Genomic DNA, 24,533 nt, shown 5'->3' with positions numbered 1-24,533 from the left:
ATTTGCTTGTCCAAATGAAAGTCACCAAAGCAAAGGACACCCTGTCTTGCGTCGGCGCTACGCGCCGATGCCCTCCCATCGCAGCCGGCAAGCGGGGCGGCCGGAAACTCGCTGCGCTCAAACATCCGGCCGTCTTTTCCGCTTGCCGGCCGCGCTGCTCGGCGCTGCGCCCAAGGGGCCCAATACAGACAAGCTCGCTATCGCTCGCTCAAGGTCACGATTGGTGTAGGTCGGATTAGCCGAAGGCGTAATCCGACAAGAACGTAGCCAATAGCCTTGATTCCGGTGTGTAGCCGTACCAACTCACTGCTATGGGTTACCCGTCTGTATTCAGGCCCCGTGTGAAGCGAACGAGAAGCACAGGGCCGAAGGGTTCCCGGCGCACTGCGCCGGTGCGGCAAGGTGTTTGAGGGCGGCGAAAGCCGCCCGAGTTTTTGCCGCACCCTTCGGCCCGAGAACTTCTTATTGCTCTGGCAGTGGTTCGGCGCGCAGCGCCGACGCGTAACCCGGGCGTCTTTTTCTTTGCTTCCTTTCGTTTGGACGAGCAAACGAAAGGGAGTCGCACAGCAGTGCGAAACCGAGGGTTCGATAAACTCGTGAGTGCTGAAAAACGTGTAGCTCGAAGCGCCCGTTTTCTGAATTAACTCCAGAAATAGATGTGGCCCAGTAGGGGAGTGCGCTGCGAAGGAAAACCCCCAATCAAACCCTCCCCCTGTGCGCAGCGGCAAGCTCAAGAAACCCCTCGAGCGCCGGCAGCCCACGATCCCCCCGACGCACCCCCAGATGAATCTGCTTGGCGATACCCTGCTCGCCCAGCGGCCGGGCAACGATCGCAAGCTGCGGCTGGTATTCCTCGATCAACCAGCGCGGCAGGGCTGCCACACCGCGGCCTGCGGCCACCATCTGCAACATGATGTCGGTCGATTCCACCGTCTTGTGACGATGCGGCATGACCCCGGCCGGGGTCAGCAGCGATACGTAGACGTCCAGCCGGCTGGGGTCGACCGGGTAGGACAACAGCGTTTCCCCGGCCAGATCCTCGGCCCGTACCACGTCGCAGGCGGCCAGCGGATGGTCGGCAGCCACGGCCAGCACCTGTTCGTAGTCGAACACCGGCTCGAACTGCACGCCTTTCTTGTTGAGCGGGTCGGGCGTGACCAGGATATCGATCTCGTGGTTGAACAGCGCGGCCATGCCGCCGAACTGGAACTGTTGCACCACGTCCACATCCACCCCCGGCCAGGCGCTCAGATAGGGCTCGACCACCTTGAGCAGCCACCGATAGCAGGGATGGCATTCCATGCCGATACGCAGGGCGCCGAAGGTGCCGCTGGCATAGTCGGCCAGCATGTCGTCAACGCGTTCGAGTTGGGGCAGCAGCCGGTTGGCGGCGATCAGCAGCTGTTCACCGGCGGCGGTGAGCCGTACCCGCCGGCCTTCCCGGCTCCAGATCGTCGCGCCCGAGCGTCGTTCGAGCTTGCGGATCGCATGGCTCAGGGCGGACTGGCTCAAATGCAGGGTTCGGGCAGCGGCGGTGAGCGACCCCTCCCGCTCGATCGCCCGGAGGATGCTCAGGTGGATACGCTCGATCATCAGTCAATGAGCGGAATTCATTTATTAATGCAAATATACCAATTTTATTCATCAGTCGCCCGCTATAGAGTTCCGGTTCGCGAATACCGGAGTCAGGCAGCGGACGTCGGCAGCACCCCACACCTATCGGAGCGACCATGACGATTTCCCAGAACCTCGGTTTCCCGCGTATCGGCGAGCGCCGCGAACTCAAGAAGGCCACCGAGGCCTACTGGAAAGGCGATCTCGACCATGCCGGTCTCGAAGCCACCGGCGCCGAGCTGCGCCGTGCCAACTGGGCGAAACAGCAGGCGGCAGGCATTGATCTGATCCCGTCGAACGATTTCTCCTTCTACGACCAGGTGCTGGGTCTGTCGTGTCTGATCGGTAACGTGCCGCCCCGCTTTGGCTGGGATGGCCAGACCATGAATATCGACGTGGCCTTCGATATGGCCCGTGGCACCGACGCCGCGATCGCCTGCGAAATGACCAAATGGTTCGATACCAACTATCACTACATCGTGCCGGAATTCACCCGCGATACCACGTTCCAGCTGGTCGGCACGAAGATTTTCGACGAGTTCGCCGAGGCCAGGGCGCAGGGCATGATCACCAAGCCGGTGATCGTCGGCCCGGCGACCTATCTGAGCCTGGGCAAGGTCACCGACGGCTCCGATCTGAACAAGTTTGACCTCGCCGACGAGCTGATCGCGATCTATGTCGAGATCGCCGAACGGCTGGCCGCCGAGGGCGCCGAATGGCTGCAGATCGACGAGCCGATCTTTTCACTTGACCTGGACGATGCCCAGCGCGAGGTCATTCGCAAGGCCTACGATGCACTCGCGGGCGTTGCCGGCATCAAGGTCATGGTGGCCAACTATTTCGGTGCCCTGGCCGACAACCGCGAGCTGTTCGTCTCCCTGCCGGTTGCCGCCCTGCATATCGACGGCATGCGCGGCGTCGATGAAATCGAGGCCGTGGCCGCACGCCTGTCGGACGACAAGCTGCTCTCGGTGGGTATCGTCGATGGGCGTAATATCTGGAAAACCGATCTCACCCGAGCGCTGGACCGACTGCAGCCTGTGCTCGGCGAGCTGGGCAGCGACCGCCTGATCGTCGCGCCCAGCTGTTCGCTGCTGCATTGCCCGGTGACCCTTCGCAGCGAGCACAAGCTCGACGATGAACTGCTCAACTGGCTGGCCTTTGCCGAGGAAAAGCTCGACGAGATCGTATTCCTCGCCGGGGCGGTGGACGGCAAGGTCGACAAGGACATGCTCGCCGCCAACGCGGCCGCCATGGTCGACCGCGCCAACTCGACGCGTATCCATGACAGCGCGGTCAAAACCCGGATGGCCGATACCAGCGATGCCGACTATCGGCGTTTTTCTGCCTATCCCGAACGGGCCGAGAAACAGCAGGCCAAGCTCGATCTGCCGGCTTTCCCCACCACCACGATCGGCTCCTTTCCGCAGACCGCGGAGGTGCGCAAGGCCCGTGCGGCCCACAAGCGCGGCGATATGAGCGACGCCGACTACGATGCCTTTCTCGAGGCGCAGATCGCCGAGGCCGTGGAAATGCAGGAGGCCATGGGCTTCGACATGCTCGTACACGGCGAATTCGAGCGTAACGACATGGTCGAGTATTTCGGCGAACAGCTGGCCGGCTATGCCTTCACCAAGTTCGGCTGGGTCCAGAGCTATGGCACGCGCTATGTGAAGCCGCCGATCATCTTCGGCGACGTCTCGCGGCCCGAGCCGATGACGGTGAAATGGTCGAAATATGCCCAGTCGCTGACCGAAAAGCCCATGAAAGGCATGCTCACTGGCCCGGTCACCATGGTGCAGTGGGCGTTCGTGCGCGATGACCAGCCGAGGTCCGAGACGGTCAAGCAGGTGGCCCTGGCCATTCGCGACGAGGTCTGCGATCTGGAAGCCGCCGGCCTGGCCGCCATCCAGATCGACGAGGCGGCTTTTCGTGAAGGCCTGCCGCTGCGCCGCTCCGAGTGGGCCGAATATCTGGACTGGGCGAGCGCAAGCTTTCGCCTGACCGCAGGCGGGGTCGCCGACGACACCCAGGTGCATACCCATATGTGCTATTCGGAGTTCAACGACATCATCGAAGCGATCGCGGCCATGGACGCCGACTGCATCTCCATCGAAACCTCGCGCTCGCAGATGGAACTGCTGGATGCCTTCGTCAAATTCCGCTACCCGAACGAAATCGGCCCGGGCGTCTACGACATCCACAGCCCGCGGGTGCCGGCCAAGGCCGAAATGATCGCCCTGTTGGAAAAGGCCACCGAAGTGCTGCCGCCCGAGCGGATCTGGGTGAACCCGGACTGTGGCCTCAAGACCCGCGGCTGGGCCGAGGTTCGGCCGGCGCTAGAGCATATGGTCGACGCTGCGCGCGAACTGCGCCAGAGACAGGCCGCCTGAGGCGATCGCCGCCGCCCCGCTAGCTCGTCGGGGCGGCCGGCTGCGACCTCACGGGCCCCAGCGCAGCGGATGATCGGCGCGTAGTACGCCGTTCGCGTCCCAATCCTGCCAGCCGGTGAACGGGATCGGTCGGGCCGAGTCGAGCGTGTTCAGGCGCTCGGCCCAGCCCCGTTTCAGGCTGTCGAGATGCTGTTCGAACACGTCGCGCTGTTCGTAGGCGATACCGCCGCCCTGAATGCCGTGGGCGACGAACGGTGGCAGCACATCGAAACCCATATAGTGCAGCGAGTAGTGGATGGGCCAGAGCAGGCGTTCGATCGGCCCGCCGCGGCCGTAGGGCAAAAACGTGGCCGCCGGCCCGCCGGTGGTCACCGACAGCAAGGCGCGCCTGCCGTTGAAAACGCCCTCGTCGTAGCGCATGCGCCCGGTATAGAGCTCGCCGTAGACGAATACGCGATCGAACCAGCCCTTGAGGATGGCCGGCTGGGCATGCCACCAGAGTGGAAACTGGAGGATGACCATCTCCGCCGCCATCAAGCGGTCGATTTCGCGCTGTACGTCAGGTGCACGGGTGCGCTCATTGCCTGCATGGCGTTGTTCGGTCAGCGCCGAGAAATAGTCCGCATCGGCGCGTGAGTCGTAGTGGGCCGGGCCTTCGACCGGGTCGAAACCTTCGCCGTAGAGATCCGAACGGGTGACCCTGTGGCCCTGGTCGGCCAGCGTCTGCTCGGCGGTATCGGCGAGCGCGCCGTTGAAGGAGGCGGGTTCGGGATGGGCGAATACGATATGGGCGTGCATGACGGGGTGCCTTTGAAACCGGGCCTTCAGTCTGTGGTTTGCGTTATCGTCGCGAAATAGACAGAACGGCAAGCCGTATTTGCGCGTATGCAAACTGATATCGCCTGGGACGATCTGCGCCTGGTGCTGGCCATTGCACGGGCCGAAACGCTGGCCGGTGCTGCGCGCACGCTCGGGCTGCACCACGCCACGGTCTACCGACGACTGATTGCCTGTGAACGCGCCCTGGGCACGGCGCTGTTCGAACGTGATCGGGGGCGTCATGTACCGACCGCGGCCGGGGCGGAATGGGTGGCCGTGGCCGACGACATGGACGGCGCGGTAATCGATGCCGCGCGCCGTATCGCCGGACGCGACGTCACCCCGGCCGGCACGGTACGCCTGACCACCACGGATACACTGCTGCACGGCCTCGTCTCGCCCGTATTGGGAGCGTTTCGCCAACGTTTTCCGGCTATTCGTCTGGATGTGCGGTTGTCCAACGCGCCCCTCGATCTGGCGCGCCGCGATGCCGATCTGGCGATTCGTGCCGCCGACGCGCCGCCGGACCCGTTGATTGCCCAGCGGCTGGGCGATATCGCCATGGCGCGTTATCGCTGCGCGCAGCATGCGCCGCCGCCCAACGCCTGGGTCGGGCTGAGCGAAGCCGTGCCGTTTGCAGCCCTGCACCGATGGATGGCGGCTTACGTCGATCAAGACGACATCGCCTTGCAGGTCGACAGCATGCTCGCCATGCAGCGTGCGGTGGCCGATGGCGTGGGCGAGGCGCTGCTGCCGTGTTATCTCGCCGATGATGATCCAGCCCTGGTACGTGTTACCGAGCCGATTCCGCCACTGAGCACGCCGATCTGGCTGCTGGTGCATCCCGACATGCGCCGTACGGCAAGGGTGCGCGTGCTGCGCCAGGCGCTCATCGACGCCTTCGAGCCCCCGGATCTGCGGGCACGGCTGTCCGGGGCATAGGCGCGGCGATAAGGCCGGTCGTCAGCCGGCGCGCTCGGCATCGGCGCTCTTGGCCTGTTTGTGGCTCTCCTCGTTCGCGCCGTGCTGCCAGTAGCTGGAGATATACATTTCCTCGCGGGCCACATCGCGGTCCTGCTTGAGGTAGGTGCGCAGGCGGCGCATGGTCTGGAATTCGCAGGCGCACCAGACTGCCGCCCGGCCGTCGAGCCAGTCGAGTGCGCGGACTGCATCGAAAAGCGCGTCGCTGTTCTCGCCGGGTTGGGGGTTGATGACCCAGTGCAGCTGTAGGTGTTCCGGCGCGGAGAGCGGCTGGATATCGCGTTCGTCCACGACTTCGATCACGGCATGGCCGCGGGTGTCCGCTGGCAGCTGTTCGAGGTTGGCGCTGATCGCGGGCAGGGCGGTCATATCGCCGATGAGCAGCACCCAGTCGGCGCTGGCATCGACGCGTTTCTTTGGCCCCGGGCCGGCGATATCGATGGTATCGCCGGGCGCGGCGGTTTCGGCCCAGCGCGCGGCCGGCCCGTCGTCGCTATGGCGTACGAAGTCGATATCCACGGCATCCGGTCTTTGGGCACGGATGGTGTAGGTGCGCAGCAAAGGCTTTTCGCGCTCCGGATGCGGCAGCTGAAGTTTTACATAGGCGCTGGGCTGATCGGCCGGAAAGTCGTCCATGCCTTCGCCACCCAACGTGATGCGCAGCATATTCGGGGTGATCTCGGTCTTGTCGAGCACGGTGAAGGTACGAGGCGGGGCGCGGCGGCTCATAGCGGGTTCTCGCGGGGTTCGAGGTTGGCGATCATCGCCTCGGCGATGTCGATGAAGCGTTCGATATCGTTTGCCGGCAGTTGGCCGGCCATGCGCGTCCCGGCTTCGGCCTCGACTTCGGCGATGCGTTCGGCGAGCGCTCGGCCGGCGTCGGTGAGCAGGAGCTGGCGATACCGGCTGTCTTGCGGGTGCGGGCGGCGTGTCACCAGATCCAGGCCTTCCAGATCCCGAATGAGACGGGCGATATGGCCCTTGTCCTGACGCGTGCGCGTGGCGATGTCCTGAGCGGAGGCGTTCGGATCGCCGGCGATGCCCTTGATCATGCGGATCTGGGCCACGGTAAGTTCGATGCCCGCGGTGGCATAACCTTCGCGCAGGGCGCGTTTGTAGGCATGCAGCAGCCGGTGCAGGGTTTCGCCGATGGGGGGGTGCATGACGCTTAATAGTTGACTAAGGCAACTGATGGTCGATGCATTGGTTGATTTTGTCAACTAATCGGGTGCCACCGACAGCCGGGCGGGTTGTTAAACTACGTCGCCTGTCATTACCCGCCCGGCCTGCTCCTATGACCATCACCACCCGTTTCGCGCCGTCGCCGACCGGTTATCTGCATATCGGGGGTGCACGTACCGCGCTGTATTCCTGGCTGCATGCCAAGGCCAGCGGTGGGCGCTTCGTGCTGCGTATCGAGGACACCGATCGCGAGCGCTCGACCGACGAAGCCGTGCAGGCGATTCTGGATGCCATGGCCTGGCTGGATCTCGAACACGACGGCGAGATCTACTACCAGACCAAGCGCTTCGATCGCTATGCCGAAGTCATCGACTGGCTGCTGGCCGAAGGCAAGGCCTATCGCTGCTATTCGAGCGCCGAGGAAGTCGAGGCCATGCGCGAGGCCGCGCGGGCCCGGGGCGAGAAACCCAAGTACGACGGCACCTGGCGGCCGATGCCGGGCAAGACCCTGCCCGAGCCGCCGGCGGGCGTTGACCCGGTCATTCGTTTTGCCACGCCGCTGGACGGCCAGACCGTCATTCATGACATGGTCAAGGGCGATATCACCATCTCCAACACCGAGCTGGATGATCTGGTGATTGCCCGCGCTGACGGCACGCCCACCTACAACTTCTGTGTGGTGGTCGACGACATGGACATGGCCATCAGCCACATCATTCGCGGCGATGACCACGTCAATAACACGCCGCGCCAGATCAATATCCTCAAGGCGTTGATCGGCGATTTTGCCGAGCTGCCGGTCTATGCCCATGTGCCCATGATTCTGGGCGCCGACGGCAAGCGTCTGTCCAAGCGCCACGGCGCGGTCGGCGTGATGCGTTATCGCGAAGAAGGCTATCTGCCCGGCGCGCTGCTCAACTATCTGGTGCGCCTGGGCTGGGCACATGGTGATCAGGAAATCTTCACCCGCGAACAGATGCTCGAGCATTTTGATATCGAGCATGTCCAGGGCGGGGCTTCGACCTTCGACCCGGACAAGCTGCTGTGGGTGAACCAGGAACACCTGAAGATGGCCGCGCCCGAGGAGCTGGTCGGCGAGCTGCGCTGGCATCTGGCACGCCTGGGCATCGAGGGCGTGGGCGATACCCGTCTGGCCGAAATCGCCGCGATCCAGAAGGGCCGTTGCAAGACGGTGCTGGAAATGGCCGAGCAGAGCCTGTTCGTCTTCCAGCCGGTGGACGAATACGAGCCCAAGGCGGTCAAGAAACATATCAAGGCGGATACGCCGGACCTGCTCGCCCAGGTACGCGATGGCCTGGCGAAGCTGGACGACTGGACCGGCGAAGCCGCGAGCGCGGTGGTCAAGCAGGTATCGAGCGACAACGAGGTGGGCATGGGCAAGGTCGCCCAGCCGATTCGAATTGCGGTGACTGGCGGGCCGGTATCGCCCTCGATCGACGATACGCTGGTGCTGCTCGGGCGCGATGAAACGTTGGCACGCCTGGATGCGGCGGTGGTCGCATTCGCCTCGGAACAGGGTTAGACGCGCCTATAGCAGCGCGTTCAACTCATCAAGGCTGGTGATCGTGTAATCCGGCACGATCGCCGTATCGTTGGCCCGGCGGTCGCGGTTGAGCCAGACCGACGTGGCACCGACGGCGTTGGCGCCGGCCACGTCAGTATCCAGCGCGTCGCCGACATGGATCATATCTGCCGGGCTGCAGCCGGTACGCATGAGCGCGTGCGAGAACATGTCGGCTGCCGGCTTGGGCCGGTGGGCGTCGTCTGCAAACGCGATTACGTCGAAGTAATTGGCGATCCCCAGGTGCTGCGGATGGGTATTGCCATTGGATAGCAGCGCGAGCCGGAGGCTTTTGTCGAGGGCGCCAAAAAACGGGGCGGTATCGGCATACAAGGACGTTGCCTCAAGGCGGTGTTGCAGATAGGCCGCATATAGCTCATTGCCCAATGCCTCGTCGGGCCGGTCGTGTTCGGCGAGCAGCGCATGAAACGCACGCCGGCGAATCTCGGCAAACGACAGGCCCGAGGCGCCTTCATCGGCCAGAATGCGATCGCGCAGAGCCATCATTGGCGTAATATCGACAAGCGCCGCAGCCATATGCGGCCGGCGCTCGATCAGGAGCGTGCGGGTGTTTTCGAGTGCTGCACGCATGCTGGCCTCGAAATCCCAGAGCGTCATGTCGCCGTCGAAGCTGAGCAGTCGGTATTGCGATCGCAACGGAAGCCGTCGCCGCTGTTTTATTGTGCGCAATACCATAACAGGCGCTCGCTCGATACAATGCTTGTTCAATTGTCGAGGTTCGCATGACCACCACGTATCTTGAACTGCAGGTTCTGAGCACCGGCCAGACCTCGCGCCTGGCCGAGATGTTTCGCCTGCTGGGCGAGCCGAACCGGCTGTCGCTGGTCTATGCCTGTCTCGAAGAGCCGCAGAGCGTGCAGACGCTGGCGGCCGATATCGATATCTCCATGTCGCTGGCCAGTCATCATCTGCGCCTGCTGCGGGCCGCGCGCCTGCTGCGGGCCGAGCGTCGCGGCAAGCAGGTGTTCTATGTGGCCGCCGATGCGCATGTACAGCGCGTGCTGCGCGACATGGTCGAGCACAGCATTCAGGAGTAGTCGTCATGGCCCATGCGCATGCCCACGCCCGTCATGACCACGAACACGGTCACGAACACGAACACGAACACGAACATGGCCTGGGCGGCCACCATCATCATGGCGGCAGTGGCCGGGCGCTCGTACTGTCGCTGTGCCTGACGCTTTCCTTTGCCTTCGTCGAAGCCGTCGGCGGCTGGTGGGCCGATTCGCTGGCCTTGATGTCCGACGCCGGCCATATGCTCACCGACAGTTCCTCGCTGGCCATCGGCGCGCTGGCGGCCTGGATGGCCAAACGACCGGCGTCCAAGATGCATTCCTTCGGCCTGCAGCGCGCCGAGGTGCTGGGTGCGCTCATCAACGCCGTGCTCATGATCGTCGTGGTCGTGGCGATCGCCTTTTCGGCGATACAGCGTTTCGCCGAGCCGCGCGAGGTGGCGGGCATGCCGGTGATGGTGATTGCTACCATCGGGCTGGTGATGAATATCGCGGTGGCCGCCATTCTCATGCGCGGCGAACAGACCATGAACGTGCGCGGCGCGCTCATTCATGTGCTGGGCGATCTGCTCGGGTCGGTGGCCGCGATCGTGGCCGGCGCGGTGATTCTGCTGACCGGCTGGATGCCGATCGACCCGCTGCTGTCGCTGGCCGTGAGCGCGCTGATTCTGGTCTCGGCCTGGCGTTTGCTCAAGGATGTGGTGCACGTGCTCATGGAAGGCGTACCCAAGGGCGTGGACGCGACGCGGGTCAGCGATGAACTGGCCGGCGTGGAAGGGGTGCATGCGGTGCACGACCTGCATATCTGGAGCCTGTCTTCGAGCCAGCGCGCGCTGGCCGCGCATATCGAGATTGGTCGCATGAGCGACTGGCAGGCCATCCTGCCGCGACTGCAGACGCTGCTCGCCGAGCGATTTTCCATCACCCATACCACGCTGCAGCCGGAAGACCGCCAGACCGCCAGGGCCTGTGCGGTGGACACGGACTGCGGCGTGGCTACGTAAGCCCGACAGGCAACGGGCAAGGATTGGCCATGTCGATACAACTCAAGCGTATCTACGATTCGGTATCCGATGACGACGGACGCCGCGTGCTGGTGGATGGCATGTGGCCGCGCGGCGTCAAGAAAGCCGATGCCGCACTGGACGACTGGTACAAATCGGTGGCGCCGTCGAGCGAACTGCGGCGCTGGTTCGGCCACGATCGTGATCGCTGGGAAAAATTTCGCGAAAGCTATCGCGCCGAGCTGGACGACGCCGACAACGAGGCTCTCGATGCCCTGCGCGAAATCGTGGCCCAGGAAGACGAAGTGACGCTGCTTTTTGCCGCCCGCGATACCGAATGCAACCACGCCGTCGTGCTCAAGGACTGGCTGGAAGACGCCGCATGAGCGATACGGCCGGCCTGAACGACGCCGAACGCGTTCGCGAGGCCTGTATCGCAGCCGCGCTTGAGGGTTACGAGGAGGCCGCCATCGCCGGCCTCTGCGGGGAAGGCGCCCTGGAGATGGCGATCAGCGTGATACGCCGTCTGGATATGGCCGAGGTTGTGGGCCAAGAGGGCGCCTCTGCGGCCGAAACTAGCAAGCAAAGGCGATAGCGCAGGCGCGTAGCCGCCCCGCGGGCGGGCATGAAAAAGCCCGGGCGCTGTTGTCCTGCGCACCCGGGCTTTGGAAACGACGCGCGAGCGTCGAGCGCGCTATTTGCTCTGGTAGTACTGCATGAGAATCTCGGCCACTTCGGGGCGCGAGAACTCTTCCGGCGGGGCGATGCCGTTGCCGAGCATTTCACGCACCTTGGTGCCGGAGAGGATCACGAAGTCTTCCTTGGTGTGATCCGGCACGTCGCGCATCATCACCACCTTGCCGAGTTTCTTGGAAAACGCGGTGTGATCAGCCGCGAAGATCTCGATATCCAGGGCGTCGTCGGGCACGCGTTCCTCGAAGATCTTCTGGGCATCGAAGGGCCCGAAGAAATCGCCCACGCCGGCATGGTCGCGGCCGACGATGAGATAGGAACAGCCGGCGTTCTGGCGAAACACCGCATGCAGCACGGCCTCGCGCGGGCCGGCATAAAGCATGTCGAAGCCGTAGCCGGTGATCATCACCGAGTTCTTGGGGAAGTAATGATCCACCATCGTGCGAATGGCGGCATCGCGCACGTTGGCCGGAATATCGCCAGGCTTGAGCTTGCCCAGCAGCATGTGCACGAGAATGCCGTCGGCGCCGGTGGCTTCCATGGCCATCTTGCAGAGTTCTTCATGCGCGCGGTGCATGGGGTTGCGCGTCTGGAAGGCCACGACCTTCTCCCAGCCGCGTTCGGCGAATTCGTCGCGAATCGACTGGGCGGTACGGAAGGTGTCGGGGAAATCCTTCTCGAAATAGCTGAAGTTCAGCACCTGGATCGGCCCGTGGACCACATGGCGGCCAAGCGATTTGAAGGTGGCCACACCGGGATGTTCTTCATCCGTGGTGGTGAAGATCTGCTCGAGCAGGGTGTTCAGCTCGTCGTCGCTGAATTCGTCGATGCCCTCGATATCCTGCACCGCGATCACGGGGTTGCCCTCGACGTTCGGGTCGCGCAGGGCGATACGGGCCGCACCCTTGATCGGTTCGATGTCCTCGACAAGGTTGAGCACCGGTACCGGCCAGAACAGGCCGTCGGCGGTACGCAGGTCGCGGCCGACGGATAGCGCATCGGCCTTGCTCATGAAGCCGGTCAGCGGGTTGAAATAACCGGCGCCGAGCATCACCGCGTTGGCCGCGGCGGCGGAGCTGACGGTGATCGCCGGCAGTTCGTGGGCTTCCTGTATGAGTTGCTCGCGGTCGGCCTCGTCGGCCACATACAGCGGATTGAGCGTATCGGAACCGTGCGGTTTGATCATGTCGTCGCGCCTTGCGTTGTCGAATGGCAAAAACGGGTCGCATGACGCGCCCAGCGTGCCATGCGTAACCGAAAACGCGGCTGTCGCGCCGCGTTTTCGATCGTCAGGATTTTGCAGATTCTAACGTATTGCGGGCGTCATGCCCGTGACACAAGGCCGCGACCCATCGGCTGGCGCGCCGACCGGCCAAAATGGTTTCGGCTAGGAGCTTTTCTTGCTGGTGTCGTTTTCGCAGTTGTCCGCCCGGCATTCGCCGTAGAGCACCAGCGTGTGCTTGGACAGATCGAAACCGGATTTCTGGGCCACGTCGCGCTGACGCTGCTGGATTTCGGTATCGAAGAATTCCTCGATCTTGCCGCATTTCACGCAGATGAGGTGATCGTGCGGGCCCTGTTCCAGCTCGAACAGGGCATGGCCGTCCTCGAAATGGTGACGAATCACCAGGCCCGCGTCCTCGAACTGGGACAGCACGCGATAGATCGTGGCCAGGCCGATGTCTTCGTCCTCGGCCATGAGGCGCCGATAGACGTCTTCGGCCGAGAGATGATCCTCTCGGTTGTTTTGCAGCACTTCCAGGATCTTCAGGCGGGGCAGTGTCGCCTTGAGTCCGGCTTTGCGCAGATCGCTGGTTTCCATGCGTCGGCACCTCGATGAATCGCAGAACGGTCCGTTGGTAAGGACCGTCCGGGCGCTGAATGATTCAGCCCGGTCGTCGCACTGCCTAGCGCGTGTGATCGCGATCGTAGGTCAGCGCTCGGCCGATACAGCCTCGGCTAAGTTTACCTTCATGATAGGCCAGTTGGCCAGACACGAAAGTGCTCATGATGCGGCTTTGGAACGTATGGCCGGCGAACGGCGACCAGCCGCATTTGGCCAGGATCGGCTCGTGATCGACCACCGTCTGGCCGCTCGGGTCGGCAATGACCAGATCGGCCCAGTAGCCTTCGCGAATATACCCCCGCTCGGCGATATCGAAGCGATCCGCCACGTTGTGGGCACTCTTGGCGACCAGCTGTTCCAGGCTGAAATGCCCGGCGCTGACATGGTCGAGCAGCGTGGGCATGGCATGCTGAACCAGCGGCAGCCCGGCCGGTGCCGAAAAATAGGGCTGATCCTTCTCCGAGAGCTGATGCGGGGCATGATCCGTGGCCAATACATCAATGCGGTCGTCGGCCACGGCTTTCAACAGGGCCATGCGATCGGCATGGGTCTTGATGGCCGGATTGCACTTAATCAGCGTGCCGCGGGCGGCGTAATCGCTGTCTTCGAAGAACAGATGATGGGCACAGGCCTCGGCGGTGATCTGCTTGCTGGCCATCGCCCCGGCTTCGAACAGATCCAGTTCGTCGGCGGTGGTGATATGCAGGATATGCAGCCGTGCGCCGTGGCGCCGGGCCAGGTCGATGGCCTTGGAGGAGGATGCATAGCAGGCCTCGCGCGAGCGGATGATCGGATGCTCGCTCATCGGTACATCCTCGCCGTAGAGCTCGCGCGCCCGGGCTGCGTTCGCCTCGATCATGGGCGTGTCTTCGCAGTGGGTGAGGATGGTCAGCGGCGAATGCTCGAAGATCTGTTCCAGCGCACGGTCGTCGTCGACCAGCATGCGCCCGGTGGACGCGCCCATGAAGATCTTCACGCCGGCCGACAGGCGGGTGTCGAGCTTCTTGATTTCTTCGATGTTGTCGTTGGTGGCACCGAAGTGAAAACCGTAGTTCGCCGTGCAGCGCCCCTGGGCAAGCGCATGCTTGGCCACCATCGCGTCGTGGTCGACGGTCGGCGGCTTGACGTTGGGCATGTCCATGAAACTGGTGATACCGCCGGCCACGGCCGCTGCCGACTCACTGGCCAGATCGGCCTTGTCGGTCAGCCCGGGCTCGCGAAAGTGCACCTGGTCGTCGATCATGCCGGGCAGCAGATAGTGCCCCTGGGCATCGACGACCTCGACACCGTCCGGGGCGTCGATCTGGCCGGCGATCTTTTCGATGCGCCCGTTGCGAATGAGCACATCGGCTTCGCGGCGCTGGCCTTCGTTGACGAGACAGGCGTTCGCAATCAGGTAATCGGTCATGCGGCGAGGCAGTAGGAATTTGCCCCCAGTTTATGACCTGTGACCGTTTCGTACGAGTCCACGCACGGGATGAAAGGCCGGGCCAGCGTGACGCGGTATCTCTTCGTGGTCGCTGGCTAACGCCCGGATGCTAGGCGTGGCTGGATAGATCGATGCCCCGCTCGGGCAGCATCACCGGAATGCCGTCGTCCACGCGATAGGCGGTATGGCGGTCGGCGGTGACCAGCGCCTGTTCGAGCGGGGCGTCCACCGTGCTGTCGTCCGCATAGCGGGCCTGGCCGGCGCTCACGCGTTCGTTCAGGCGGGCCAGCGTGTCCTGATCGGCCAGGGTGACGGCCGCGCCCGAGACGGGGCAAACCAGAATATCCAGCAGTTTCTTGTCCACGACGGCCACTCGTTGCGATCCAGGCCCGCGATTCTAGCATCGGCGGGGTATCGTGCCATTCAAGAATCGCCTGGCACGGCCGCTATCCGTTCTCAGGATATAAGCCGTGGGCCGGCGAGAGCATGTACGCGGCGTGCAACGGGACAAGCATGCAAGACGCGACGGGCACTCTCATGACCGCCTACCGACAGCGTATCGACCCAGTCATGGGCACGATGGCGCTCATGTTCATGCTGCTCTGCCTGGGCGTGGGGCTGGGCACGGGACACATGCTGCTTGCGCTTGGCGTGCTCGTGCCGAGCGCGGTGGTGGCCCTGCTGGTCGCTTTCCTTGCGCCGGGAGCGCTGGCCAGCGCGCTGTTGATGGCGGCTCAGTTCGTCGTGCTGGCGGCTTTGCTCATCGAACAGAGTGGCGGGCGCGGCGAAGCCCATCTGGCTGTGTTCATCCTGCTTGCCGCACTCGTGGCCTATGCCGACTGGCGTGTGCCGGTGGCGGGTGTGGCTATCGCGATCGCGCATCAAGGCGTGTTCGCCTATCTGCAGTCCCAGGGCCTGGTTTCGCTTTATGCACAGCCCGGCCAGACCACGGCGCCGGCCGTGCTATTCGCGATGCATGCCGGCGCGCTGGCGGTCTATGCCGGCGTGCTCGGTTATATCGCGGCAAGCCTGGGCCGCGCGGTGCGCGATAATGCCGCGATCCAGGTATTCGCCGAAGCGGCCGAACGCGGCACGCTCACCCAGGCATTCACCGCTGCCGAGCTGCAGCGCCCGGCAGTCGCCGCCGTCGCCCGTCTGCAGTCGCGGTTTTCGCAGCGGCTGGCCGCGGCCGGCAAGGCAGCGAATGCGGTACGCCGGCTCAGTGGCGATGCCACGCAGGTTCAACAAAAGCTTCAGGTTCAGACCGAGCGCAGCGGCGTCCATATCGAACGCATGGCTACCAACAGCCGCAAGCTGGCGACGACTACCCGCCATAGCACCGAGCAGGCCGAGCAGGGCCACGATCTGGCCACGAACGTGGGCGGGGCGCTCGATGAAAGTGCACAGAGCGTGCAGCGTCTGGACGATACGATGGCACGAGTCGATGAAAGCGCCCGTGATATCGCCCGGCTGCTCGGCGAGATCGATGCGATCAGCGCACAGACCAATCTGCTCGCGCTGAATGCGTCGGTGGAAGCGGCACGCGCCGGCGAGCAAGGGCGTGGCTTCGCGGTCGTGGCCGGCGAGGTGCGCAAGCTCTCGCAGCGCAGCAGCGATATCGCCCGCTCGATCCGCGAACGTGTCGAGCGTTCGCTTGGCCATGTCGAAACCGGGGTGGCCGATGTCGAGTGCGCGGCCGAACGCATGCAGGCCGTGGTAGCGGTGTTCGAACAGATCCAGCAGCGCATGCACGAAATCAGCGCCTCGGGCGGCGAGCAGCAGGTCGGCCTCGACGTGCTCGACGAAGGTATTCGGGCCATGCAGCAGGCCATGGCCGCCTCGGCGCAGTCGATCGAGAGCACGCGCGACGTCGCCGAGCGTTTGAACCGCGAAGCCGACATGCTCGGCGAGGCGATCGGCTATTTTCGTATCCCGGCCGAGGACACCGCCGGGCCTGGCGGGCGACGCGAACGCCGGCACCGCCAGCGTCCGCCCAAGGAATCGGTGACCGAGTCCGTACGTCGAGGCGTATTGCCGACCTGAAGGCCGGCCATGGCGGCCGTGCGATGCGGCGGTATAAGCTGTATCGGTCGTTCCCCTTATACGATCGATCATGCGCGACGAGGTCAAGGACTATTACGGCCGCCAGCTCACCGGCAGTCAGGATCTGGCCACCACGGCCTGCTGCGATCAGGCCCCGCCTGAGCATCTCAAGCCGGTATTGGCCAAGCTCCACGACGAGGTGATCAGCCGCTACTACGGCTGCGGTCTGGTGGCCCCGGCCGCGCTCGAGGGCATGCGCATTCTGGATCTGGGCAGTGGCAGCGGGCGCGACGTTTATCTGCTGTCCGCCCTGGTCGGCGAAACAGGCGAAGTCGTCGGCGTCGACATGACCGACGAACAGCTCGAGATCGCCCGCCGCCACCAGGATTATCATCGGCAGGCTTTCGGTTTCGAGCGTTCCAACGTGCGTTTTCTCCAGGGCTATATCGAAGCGCTCGACGAACTCGATCTGGCGCCGGCGAGCTTCGATATCGTGATCTCGAACTGCGTGATCAACCTGAGTACCGACAAGGCCAAGGTGCTGGCCGACGTCAAACGGTTGCTTAAACCCGGCGGCGAATTCTATTTTTCGGATGTCTATGCCGACCGCCGCGTGCCGGCCGAGCTCGCGCGCGACCCGGTGCTCTACGGCGAATGTCTGGCCGGCGCGCTCTACTGGAACGATTTCGAAAATCTCGCCCGGGCATCGGGCTTTGGCGACCCGCGCCTGGTGGAATCGCGACGCCTGGGCATCGACAACCCGGCCATCGAAGCGCGCCTGGGCAATATTCGTTTCTATTCGGCGACCTATCGGCTATTCAATATCGATGCCCTGGAGCCGGCCTGTGAGGATTACGGTCAGGCCGTGATCTATCAGGGCACGCTTGCCGACATGCCGCAGGCCTTTGTGCTCGATGGCCACCACAGGATCGAAACGGGCCGGGTATTTCCCGTATGCGGCAATACCTGGCGCATGCTCGCCGAGAGCCGTTTCGCGGCGCATTTCGAGTTCATCGGCAATTTCGACACCCATTACGGCATCTTTGCCGGCTGTGGTACGGCGCTGCCTTTCGATGAACAGATGCCTGAGACAGCCGAGGCCGGTGGCTGCTGTTAGCTCGGGGCCGCGTGGGCTGGCTCGGGCCGCCAGGACGTAAGCCAACATGGAACGCCCGCCTCGGGTTGAAAGCGGTGGGAATCGAACCCGCGGGCTGCGTTCCCTGTTGGATTACGCTGCGCTAATCCAACCTACGTTCTTCGTTCGCGGGTGCTCTTTATCGTCGTCGAATGGCGAGCCATCCTTTGATCGCTTGGTGCCCAGCGGCGGACTTTATGGGGCGTTGGCCGAGGCCGCGTAGATTGGCTTGGGCCGCCAGGCCGTAAGCCAACAGGGCACGGCTTCTGTGGCGCGTGCAAAAGACGCGGGTTGAATCGCTCACTCTAATTTGCGCTTTTAGCGTTCATTTGCGGACTTCCTCGTCCGCCGAGTCTCGTAGGCAGTCAATAACTGCTCTTGAGCCCGATAACTGCGACCACGATTGCCAGCACGCACACAAGCCGCGCCGGGCGGGCGGAATCGCCCCAGAACAGGATGCCCAGCAGGGTGCTGCCCACAGCGCCCACGCCGGTGAACACGCCGTAGGCCACGGCCATGGGGATGCTGTGCATGGCGTAATGCAGACAGGTCAGCCCCAGGCCGAAGCCGCCCACGCCCAGCACCAGACCAGAGAGATAGACCCGCCGGGTCAGACGTTCGAAACCGGCCACGCCCACGATTTCAAAAGCCCCGGCACAGAGCAGGGCCAGCCAGCTCATGACGTGGCCTTCGCGGTCGATGTGGCGGTGAGCTTGAGCCCGCAGACCGCCGCCAGCAGCAGCGTCAGCCAGGCCAGCGCGGCCGGGTCGAAATGCATGCCAAAGGCGAAATGGTCGAGCAGGGCAGTGCCCGCCGTACCCAGGCCGACGAACAGGATATAGACCGTGGTCGCGGCCAGCCGGCGTGCGGCGAGCAGCGCCAGGCTGAAACTCGCGACCACGCAACCCCCGGTTGCTACCCAGTCGACGACGCTGTCGGCGGCGTTGAGGCCGGAAATCCAGCCGACTTCCGCGGCGGCGGCCAGTACCAGCCACATCACGCTACGCATTTCTGACTCCTGCTAACTAACGGTCGTTAGTATAAGCCGGCATGGCGCGATTTCAAGTCCGGTCGATCGGTTGGGTCAGGCTAGAATGGGCACGATGAATGACGCTGCCGCATCGACCGCCGAACGTATCCAAACGACTGCCCTCGCGCTGTTCGCGCGCCAGGGCTATGAAGCCACTACGCTCGCGCAGATCGCCGACGGCGTGGGGATCCGCAAGCCCTCGCTCTACAACCATATCGACAGCAAGGCGGCGCTGTTTCTCGACCTCGTGGCCCAGGTGGAGGCCGCCTTCTTCGTGGTTCAGGACGCAAGCCTTGCCCGGCATGCCGAAGCCGATGTGAAGACCCGGCTGCATGCGCTGGTCGAGGATTTGAGCGTATTCATCTTCACCGAGTCCCAGGGGGCGTTCTACAAGCGCTGTCTTTTGTTTCCGCCGGAGCCGCTGGCCGCGCAGATTCGTGAAATAAACGCCGCCAACGAACGACGTATCGACAGCGCCTTGCGCGATCTCTATCTGCAGGGCCAGCGCGAGGGCTGCTGGCGAAACGTTGGCGAACGCGCTTTTCTCGATGCCTTCTATTGCCTGATGGACGGCCTTTACAGCCAGCGCTTCATCTACGACGAAGCCGAATATCGGCGTCGCCTGACTTCGAGCTGGACGGTGTTCTGGGCCGGGCTCATTCACGCACAGGACTGAAGTACGGTTTGGGTGTGGCTTTACCCACGTGATACAAATGTAATGTTATTTCATTTTATATTTGCGTTGGGGAAGTCATGTTGGGGGATCATCAATACGGGCCGGTCGTGGTGGGTCGGTCGTGGCGGCATTCGGCTGTGTGTCTTGCGCTGCTGTGCCTGCCGGCATCGGTCTGGGCAGCGGGTGGCGATGTCGACACGCTGGCCTTGCCGGACCAGGGCGCCGAGCAGCAGGAACTCGGCCCGATTTCGGTGACCGGCGCGCCGCTGCCGGGCAGTCCGTTGTCGCAGGCGGCGGATGTCGACGTGGTGGAATCCGACGATATCGAAGCCAAGGGCGCGACCAATCTCGGCGAGGCGGTCGAGGATCTGGCCGGCGTGGATTCGATCAGCACCGGCAACAGCGTGGGCAAGCCGGTGATTCGCGGCCTGTCGGGCGAACGCATCAAGATTCTGTCGAACGGCGTGGGCGTCGATCACCAGCAGTACGGCGTGCGCCATATGCCCACCACCGACACATTCCTGATGGATCGGGTGGAAGTCGTGCGTGGTGCCTCAAGCGTGCTCTATGGCTCCAGCGCGCTGGGCGGGGCGATCAACCTGTTGCCGCCCGCAATCGCTTGGGATACGCCGGTCGAAGGGGAGGCGCTGACCCGTTATTCCACCAACAACGGCCAGTGGGATACGGGCATCAAGGCCACCGGCGGCAACGGCCGCTTCGGTTATGCGGCCGGGCTCATTCGCCGCAGCGCGGGCAATATCGAAACGCCCGACGAAACGACCTATTTCCCGCCGCCGCCGGCCGAGCAGTTTCGCGACGCGCCGGCCTATACCGGCAAGCTCGGCTATACCGACTTCAACCAGGTCAACGGCGATTTCGCGCTGGGCTATCGCGATGACGGCGGCGGCGAATGGACCGCGCGCTACTCGCGCTACAACGACGAGCATAATTTTCTACTGCCGCCGCCTGCGGGCAACCTGCCGCCGGCCGCCGGTGAAGAAGGCGTGGGTCAGTACATCGATAACGAACAGGTCGAGCTGGCCGGTCACAAGCAGGCCGGGGGCATCACCTGGAAGCCCAAGCTCGTCTGGCAGAACAACCGGCGCCGCTCGAACGCCGCCGGCACGCCGCGCGCGGCCGGTTTCGATAACGCGCTCGATATCGAATTCGACCAGTACACGGTCCGCCTGGAAGGCCAGCACGGCCCGCTGCTCGGCCTGGACGGCGGCACCGTGGGTATCGAATACGTGAACAAGGATCAGGTCTCGCGTGGCACCACCCAGCTTTCGCCGGGCGGCACGGTCGAAAACGCCGCCATCTTCGCCTTCGAGGAAAAAGGCGTCGGCGATCTGCTGTTACAGGCCGGTCTGCGCTACGACCACCACGAGGTCGAAGGCGAGGCCTCGAAGACGGCGAGCCCGTCGCAGAGCGTGCTCGACGCCAAGACGCAATCCTATGATGTCGTCACCGGCTCGCTCGGTGGTATCTACAGCCTGACCGAGCGCCTGTCGGTGGCCGCCAACGTGGGCCGTGGCTTCAGGGCGCCGAGCCTGTTCGAGCTGTACGTCGCCGGCCAGCACGGCGGGGTCGCGGCATTCCAGCAGGGCAATGCCGATCTCGACGAGGAAACCTCGCTCAATACCGACCTGTCGCTGCGCTGGGCCTCGGATACGTTGCGCGCCAAGGCTACGGTGTATCGCAACGCCATCGACGATTACATCTTTCTGGCCAACACGGGCGACACGATCAACGGCCTGCCGGTGGCCGCCTACAACCAGGCGGATGCCAAGCTCACAGGCGCCGAGCTGTCCGTCGAAAAGGATATCGGCAGCTGGATGACGCTGAGTGCTGCGGCCGCCACCGTGGACGGCGAACGTCGGGACAACGGCGACGAGCTGCCGCTGCTGCCGGCCGATAACGTGCGCCTGGGCGCCGAGTTCACCCCCGCCAGCGACGGCTGGATCAAGGATCCGCGGGCGTCGGTGACCGTGCGCTACTACGACTCCAAGGATGCGGCCCCCGGCGAACCCTTTGCTCAGTTCGACGATGCGCCGTTCGGCACCGCCTCCACCGACGACTACTACCTGATCGACCTTGGCGCCGGTTTCTCGCCGCAGCTTGGCGGGCAGACGGTGCACCTCGATCTGGCCATCAACAACCTGCTGGACGAGGACTACCGCGGTTTTCTGGATACCTATAAAGGCTATGCGCTGTCGCCGGGCCGCGACGTGCGCCTGACCGCGCGCCTGCCGTTCTAGGTGCGTTGTGCCTATGGAAACCCGGCCCGGCATGCGCCGGGCTCATCCTTCGAGGGAGGCCGGAACGCGCGAGCGCGCTCGCGGCCGTGGCAGACGATGAGGCAACCGGTGGCTGACGCGCCGGTCGATCGGCCCGGGCGCAGTGCTGGCTATACGATCGCGGCGGTGTTTATCGTCGCGGTCGGCTTTACTGTGCATACGGGCTATACAAAGGTCGCCTCGATCGCCCTGATTGCCTGCGTGGCGATGCTGGCCGGCGGCGTGCTCGGCTATCGCACGCAGGGCACGAGTGCGTTCTGGCAGGCCCTGGACGGCGTGGCCGGCGGGGCTATGATCGCGGCGGCCTGTATTTTGCTGTTGCCCAAGGCCGTGTCCCTGGATGCGGGGCTGGCGGGCGTGGGCGTGTCGTTCGGCCTGCTGTTCGGTCTGGCCTTGCATCGCGCCTGTCGCTTCCAGGCCTGGCGCCCGGGGGCGCTGGGCGAATCCAGCCTACTGGCGCTGACGGTGCATTCGGCCGGTGCGGGTGTCGTGATCGGCATGCTGTATGCGCAGACGCCGAGCCTGGGGTTATGGGTGGGCAGCGTCATCGTGGCCCACAAGTTCCCGGCAGGCTATGCGGTGGCAAGGCGTCTGCGCGCCAACGACGGCGCGCTGGCTGGCATCCTGCTGCCTGCCTGTGCGGTGGGGATCGTCGCCGTGCTCGCGGCCATGACCACCGGCGTGCTGCCACCGTCGGTCGGGGTGGGGGCAGTCGCTCAAGGCCTTGCCGCCGGGGTGTTTCTGCATGTGGGTCTGGAATGCGTCGCCCTCGAGGGTCCGGCCTCCGCTAGCCCCGACACGCCGGGCTGGCATATCTGGCTGCCGGTCGCGATCGGCATCCTGCTCATGCTCGGGCTGAAACTCCTTCTGGGTTAAGCCGTCCGCGCGCTCGATGCTTGACAGCTTCTATATAGTTTATTTGTTATGTTATAACGTATTAAATCATGACAGAAGACGAACTCCGGGCCATGCCCGACAGCCAGTATATGAGCCCGGACCAGCTCGCGTTCTTTCGAGACCGCTTGTTGCAGCTGCGCGAAGAAGTGCTCGTACGCGAACGTGATATTCGCGTACGGCTCAATGAAAACCTCACGTTTGCCGATCCGGGTGATCGCGCTCTGGCCGAAGAGGCACGGTGGCTGGACCTGCGCCTGCGGGATCGCGAAGCGCAGCTGCGCAACAAGATCGATGCCTCACTAAAGCTGATTCGCGACGGCGATTACGGCTGGTGCGAGGTTTCGGGCGAGCCGATCGGCGTTGAGCGCCTGCTGGCCCGACCCACCGCCACCACCTGTGCCGACGTCAAGACCGACGCCGAGCTGCGCGAGCGCGCGTTTCGCGCGGCGCGCTGAATTACCCCACACGCTTTCAAAAAGGATTGGATATGCGCGACACACGCCTGCCGGTCACCGTGCTTTCGGGCTTTCTAGGCGCGGGCAAGACCACCGTACTCAACCACGTACTCGCCAACCGCGATGGTCTGCGCGTGGCCGTAATCGTCAACGACATGAGCGAGATCAATATCGATGCCGCCCGTATCCGCGATACCGGCGCGCTGTCGCGGGTCGACGAAAAGCTGGTCGAATTCTCCAACGGCTGCATCTGCTGCACCCTGCGCGACGACCTGCTCGCCGAGGTCACGCGGCTGGCACGAGAAGCGCGTTTCGACTATCTGCTGATCGAATCCACCGGCATCTCCGAGCCCATGCCGGTCGCGGCCACGTTTGCAGTACGCGACGAAGACGGCTTTTCGCTGGCCGACGTCGCGCGTCTGGATACCATGGCCACCGTGGTCGATGCCGCTGCGCTTCTGGCCGACTACGAAAGCGCAGACATCATCGCCGATCGAGGCGAATCGCTGGGAGAAGAAGACGAACGCAGCGTGGTCGATCTGCTGGTCGACCAGATCGAGTTTGCCGATGTCATCGTGCTCAACAAGACCGACCTGGCCACGCCGGAGCAACGTCGCGCCGCGCGCGGCGTGATTGCCGCGCTCAATCCGGCCGCGCAGGTGATCGAGGTCGCGCACGGTCGCATCGCCACGGGCGATATCGTCGGCACCGGGCGTTTCGACTTCGACCGCGCGGCGATGTCGGCGGGCTGGGTACGAGAGCTGCAGGGCGTGCATACCCCCGAAACCGAGGAATACGGCATCAGCAGCTTCGTCTATCGGCGCCGCCAGCCGTTTCATCCACAGCGCCTACTCGAACTGTTCCATTCGGACTGGCCCGGCGTGCTGCGCAGCAAGGGTTGGTTCTGGCTGGCCACGCGGCCCGATTTCGTCGGCGAAATGGCCCAGGCCGGCGGCGCGCTCACCCACCAGGCGATCGGTCTGTGGTGGGCCAGCGACCGGGCGGGCCAGGCACCTGAAGATGCCGAAGCACGGGCCAGCGTCGAAGCGCTTTGGGATCCGCTCTACGGCGATCGGCGCCAGGAGATCGTGATCATCGGCATGGGCATGGACGAAGCCGCGCTGATCGAGCGTCTGGATGCCTGTCTGCTGACCGAGGCCGAATGCATGGGCGGGCCCGAAATGTGGCGCGAGTTCGACGACCCGTTCCCACGCTGGCAGCTCGCCGCCCACTAAACGCCTTCTGCAACAACCGGTCGTCCGTCTGTCCCGGCGCTCGTTTCCTCGCGACGCCGGGGCCTTTTTATCCTGCTAGCCACCCGCTATCGAAACAGCGGATGCGGTCAGTGGTTTCAACGCCGTTTCTGATATCTATGAAACTCAGATGGCTGTTTTCAAGCAGGCAGGTTGTCCGCAAATGAACG

25 protein-coding genes are annotated in these 24,533 nt (G+C 63.9%); 14 read left to right on the top strand and 11 right to left on the bottom strand.

The genetic code is table 11. The features are described from left to right. Window positions 1-699 precede the first annotated feature (699 nt). The gene (locus tag CMN27_RS01355) at window positions 700-1,593 is read right to left on the bottom strand and encodes a LysR family transcriptional regulator (protein WP_293623605.1); all 894 of its coding nucleotides are present in this window, start codon (window positions 1,591-1,593) and stop codon (window positions 700-702) included. 137 nt (window positions 1,594-1,730) lie between these two features. On the opposite strand from CMN27_RS01355, the gene metE reads away from it, so the two are divergent. Next, window positions 1,731-4,007 (top strand): 5-methyltetrahydropteroyltriglutamate--homocysteine S-methyltransferase, encoded by a 2,277-nt coding sequence (metE, locus tag CMN27_RS01350; protein ID WP_293623604.1) that lies wholly within the window; start codon window positions 1,731-1,733, stop codon window positions 4,005-4,007. A gap of 48 nt (window positions 4,008-4,055) precedes the next feature. Here metE and CMN27_RS01345 read toward each other — a convergent pair whose 3' ends face one another. Then, the gene (locus CMN27_RS01345; protein ID WP_293623603.1) at window positions 4,056-4,805 is read right to left on the bottom strand and encodes an NAD(P)H-dependent oxidoreductase; all 750 of its coding nucleotides are present in this window, start codon (window positions 4,803-4,805) and stop codon (window positions 4,056-4,058) included. Window positions 4,806-4,892: 87 nt separating this feature from the next. On the opposite strand from CMN27_RS01345, the gene CMN27_RS01340 reads away from it, so the two are divergent. Then, the gene (locus CMN27_RS01340) at window positions 4,893-5,768 is read left to right on the top strand and encodes a LysR family transcriptional regulator (RefSeq protein WP_293623602.1); all 876 of its coding nucleotides are present in this window, start codon (window positions 4,893-4,895) and stop codon (window positions 5,766-5,768) included. Window positions 5,769-5,789: 21 nt separating this feature from the next. On the opposite strand, the gene CMN27_RS01335 is transcribed toward CMN27_RS01340, so the two are convergent. Continuing rightward, on the bottom strand, window positions 5,790-6,536 hold the full coding sequence (locus CMN27_RS01335; protein WP_293623601.1) for a siderophore-interacting protein: 747 nt from the start codon (window positions 6,534-6,536) through the stop codon (window positions 5,790-5,792). After that, on the bottom strand, window positions 6,533-6,970 hold the full coding sequence (locus CMN27_RS01330; RefSeq protein ID WP_293623600.1) for a MarR family winged helix-turn-helix transcriptional regulator: 438 nt from the start codon (window positions 6,968-6,970) through the stop codon (window positions 6,533-6,535). Before CMN27_RS01330 ends, CMN27_RS01335 begins: the two co-directional genes overlap by 4 nt. Before the next feature lie 131 nt (window positions 6,971-7,101). On the opposite strand from CMN27_RS01330, the gene gltX reads away from it, so the two are divergent. Next, window positions 7,102-8,532: a glutamate--tRNA ligase gene (gene gltX / locus CMN27_RS01325; RefSeq protein WP_293623599.1), complete on the top strand. Its 1,431-nt coding sequence runs from the start codon at window positions 7,102-7,104 to the stop codon at window positions 8,530-8,532. A 6-nt stretch (window positions 8,533-8,538) separates the two neighbouring features. On the opposite strand, the gene CMN27_RS01320 is transcribed toward gltX, so the two are convergent. Then, complete coding sequence (locus CMN27_RS01320; protein WP_293623598.1) at window positions 8,539-9,228, bottom strand: HAD family hydrolase; 690 nt, start codon at window positions 9,226-9,228, stop codon at window positions 8,539-8,541. An 86-nt stretch (window positions 9,229-9,314) separates the two neighbouring features. Between CMN27_RS01320 and CMN27_RS01315 the strand changes: the two genes are divergently transcribed. From CMN27_RS01315 to CMN27_RS01300, 4 genes are read left to right on the top strand one after another with little or no spacing between them, the layout of a single operon-like run. Continuing rightward, a complete protein-coding gene (locus tag CMN27_RS01315) occupies window positions 9,315-9,629 on the top strand; it encodes a metalloregulator ArsR/SmtB family transcription factor (RefSeq protein WP_293623597.1) in 315 nt (104 codons plus the stop codon). Window positions 9,630-9,634: 5 nt separating this feature from the next. After that, on the top strand, window positions 9,635-10,609 hold the full coding sequence (locus CMN27_RS01310; protein ID WP_293623596.1) for a cation diffusion facilitator family transporter: 975 nt from the start codon (window positions 9,635-9,637) through the stop codon (window positions 10,607-10,609). Window positions 10,610-10,638: 29 nt separating this feature from the next. Beyond that, window positions 10,639-10,995 (top strand): DUF488 family protein, encoded by a 357-nt coding sequence (locus tag CMN27_RS01305; RefSeq protein WP_293623595.1) that lies wholly within the window; start codon window positions 10,639-10,641, stop codon window positions 10,993-10,995. Beyond that, complete coding sequence (locus tag CMN27_RS01300; RefSeq protein ID WP_293623594.1) at window positions 10,992-11,204, top strand: hypothetical protein; 213 nt, start codon at window positions 10,992-10,994, stop codon at window positions 11,202-11,204. The genes CMN27_RS01305 and CMN27_RS01300 overlap by 4 nt, the downstream gene beginning before the upstream one ends. Before the next feature lie 99 nt (window positions 11,205-11,303). Here the strand turns inward: CMN27_RS01300 and sat are convergent, their stop codons facing one another. From sat to CMN27_RS01280, 4 genes are all read right to left on the bottom strand, one after another. After that, complete coding sequence (gene sat / locus CMN27_RS01295; RefSeq protein ID WP_293623593.1) at window positions 11,304-12,488, bottom strand: sulfate adenylyltransferase; 1,185 nt, start codon at window positions 12,486-12,488, stop codon at window positions 11,304-11,306. A 201-nt stretch (window positions 12,489-12,689) separates the two neighbouring features. Further along, the gene (fur, locus tag CMN27_RS01290) at window positions 12,690-13,124 is read right to left on the bottom strand and encodes a ferric iron uptake transcriptional regulator (protein WP_293623592.1); all 435 of its coding nucleotides are present in this window, start codon (window positions 13,122-13,124) and stop codon (window positions 12,690-12,692) included. Window positions 13,125-13,209: 85 nt separating this feature from the next. After that, on the bottom strand, window positions 13,210-14,556 hold the full coding sequence (locus tag CMN27_RS01285; RefSeq protein ID WP_293623591.1) for a dihydroorotase: 1,347 nt from the start codon (window positions 14,554-14,556) through the stop codon (window positions 13,210-13,212). 130 nt (window positions 14,557-14,686) lie between these two features. After that, entirely contained in the window at window positions 14,687-14,941 is a 255-nt protein-coding gene (locus CMN27_RS01280) for a Trm112 family protein (RefSeq protein ID WP_293623590.1), read from the bottom strand. Window positions 14,942-15,090: 149 nt separating this feature from the next. Between CMN27_RS01280 and CMN27_RS01275 the strand changes: the two genes are divergently transcribed. Next, a complete protein-coding gene (locus CMN27_RS01275) occupies window positions 15,091-16,620 on the top strand; it encodes a methyl-accepting chemotaxis protein (protein ID WP_293623589.1) in 1,530 nt (509 codons plus the stop codon). Between the two features lie 70 nt (window positions 16,621-16,690). Next, window positions 16,691-17,737 carry a methyltransferase domain-containing protein gene (locus CMN27_RS01270; RefSeq protein ID WP_293623588.1) on the top strand — a complete coding sequence of 349 codons (1,047 nt, stop codon included), beginning with the start codon at window positions 16,691-16,693 and terminating at the stop codon, window positions 17,735-17,737. 383 nt (window positions 17,738-18,120) lie between these two features. Here CMN27_RS01270 and CMN27_RS01265 read toward each other — a convergent pair whose 3' ends face one another. Together CMN27_RS01265 and CMN27_RS01260 are read right to left on the bottom strand one after the other, a co-directional pair. Beyond that, a complete protein-coding gene (locus CMN27_RS01265; protein ID WP_293623587.1) occupies window positions 18,121-18,435 on the bottom strand; it encodes an SMR family transporter in 315 nt (104 codons plus the stop codon). Beyond that, window positions 18,432-18,764, bottom strand: coding sequence for an SMR family transporter (locus CMN27_RS01260; RefSeq protein ID WP_293623586.1), 333 nt, complete (start codon window positions 18,762-18,764; stop codon window positions 18,432-18,434). Before CMN27_RS01260 ends, CMN27_RS01265 begins: the two co-directional genes overlap by 4 nt. A 94-nt stretch (window positions 18,765-18,858) precedes the next feature. Between CMN27_RS01260 and CMN27_RS01255 the strand changes: the two genes are divergently transcribed. From CMN27_RS01255 to zigA, 5 genes are all read left to right on the top strand, one after another. Further along, on the top strand, window positions 18,859-19,461 hold the full coding sequence (locus CMN27_RS01255; RefSeq protein ID WP_293623585.1) for a TetR/AcrR family transcriptional regulator: 603 nt from the start codon (window positions 18,859-18,861) through the stop codon (window positions 19,459-19,461). 77 nt (window positions 19,462-19,538) lie between these two features. Next, the gene (locus CMN27_RS01250) at window positions 19,539-21,719 is read left to right on the top strand and encodes a TonB-dependent receptor (RefSeq protein WP_293623584.1); all 2,181 of its coding nucleotides are present in this window, start codon (window positions 19,539-19,541) and stop codon (window positions 21,717-21,719) included. A gap of 108 nt (window positions 21,720-21,827) precedes the next feature. Further along, window positions 21,828-22,634 carry a hypothetical protein gene (locus CMN27_RS01245; protein WP_293623583.1) on the top strand — a complete coding sequence of 269 codons (807 nt, stop codon included), beginning with the start codon at window positions 21,828-21,830 and terminating at the stop codon, window positions 22,632-22,634. Between the two features lie 68 nt (window positions 22,635-22,702). Beyond that, complete coding sequence (locus CMN27_RS01240) at window positions 22,703-23,110, top strand: TraR/DksA C4-type zinc finger protein (protein WP_293623582.1); 408 nt, start codon at window positions 22,703-22,705, stop codon at window positions 23,108-23,110. A gap of 32 nt (window positions 23,111-23,142) precedes the next feature. Further along, window positions 23,143-24,345: a zinc metallochaperone GTPase ZigA gene (gene zigA, locus CMN27_RS01235; RefSeq protein WP_293623581.1), complete on the top strand. Its 1,203-nt coding sequence runs from the start codon at window positions 23,143-23,145 to the stop codon at window positions 24,343-24,345. Window positions 24,346-24,533 lie beyond the last annotated feature (188 nt).

Origin of the sequence: Salinisphaera sp. (assembly GCF_002729955.1) — a bacterium.
GTDB lineage: Bacteria > Pseudomonadota > Gammaproteobacteria > Nevskiales > Salinisphaeraceae > Salinisphaera.
This window is presented reverse-complemented; position numbering and strand designations above follow the sequence as displayed.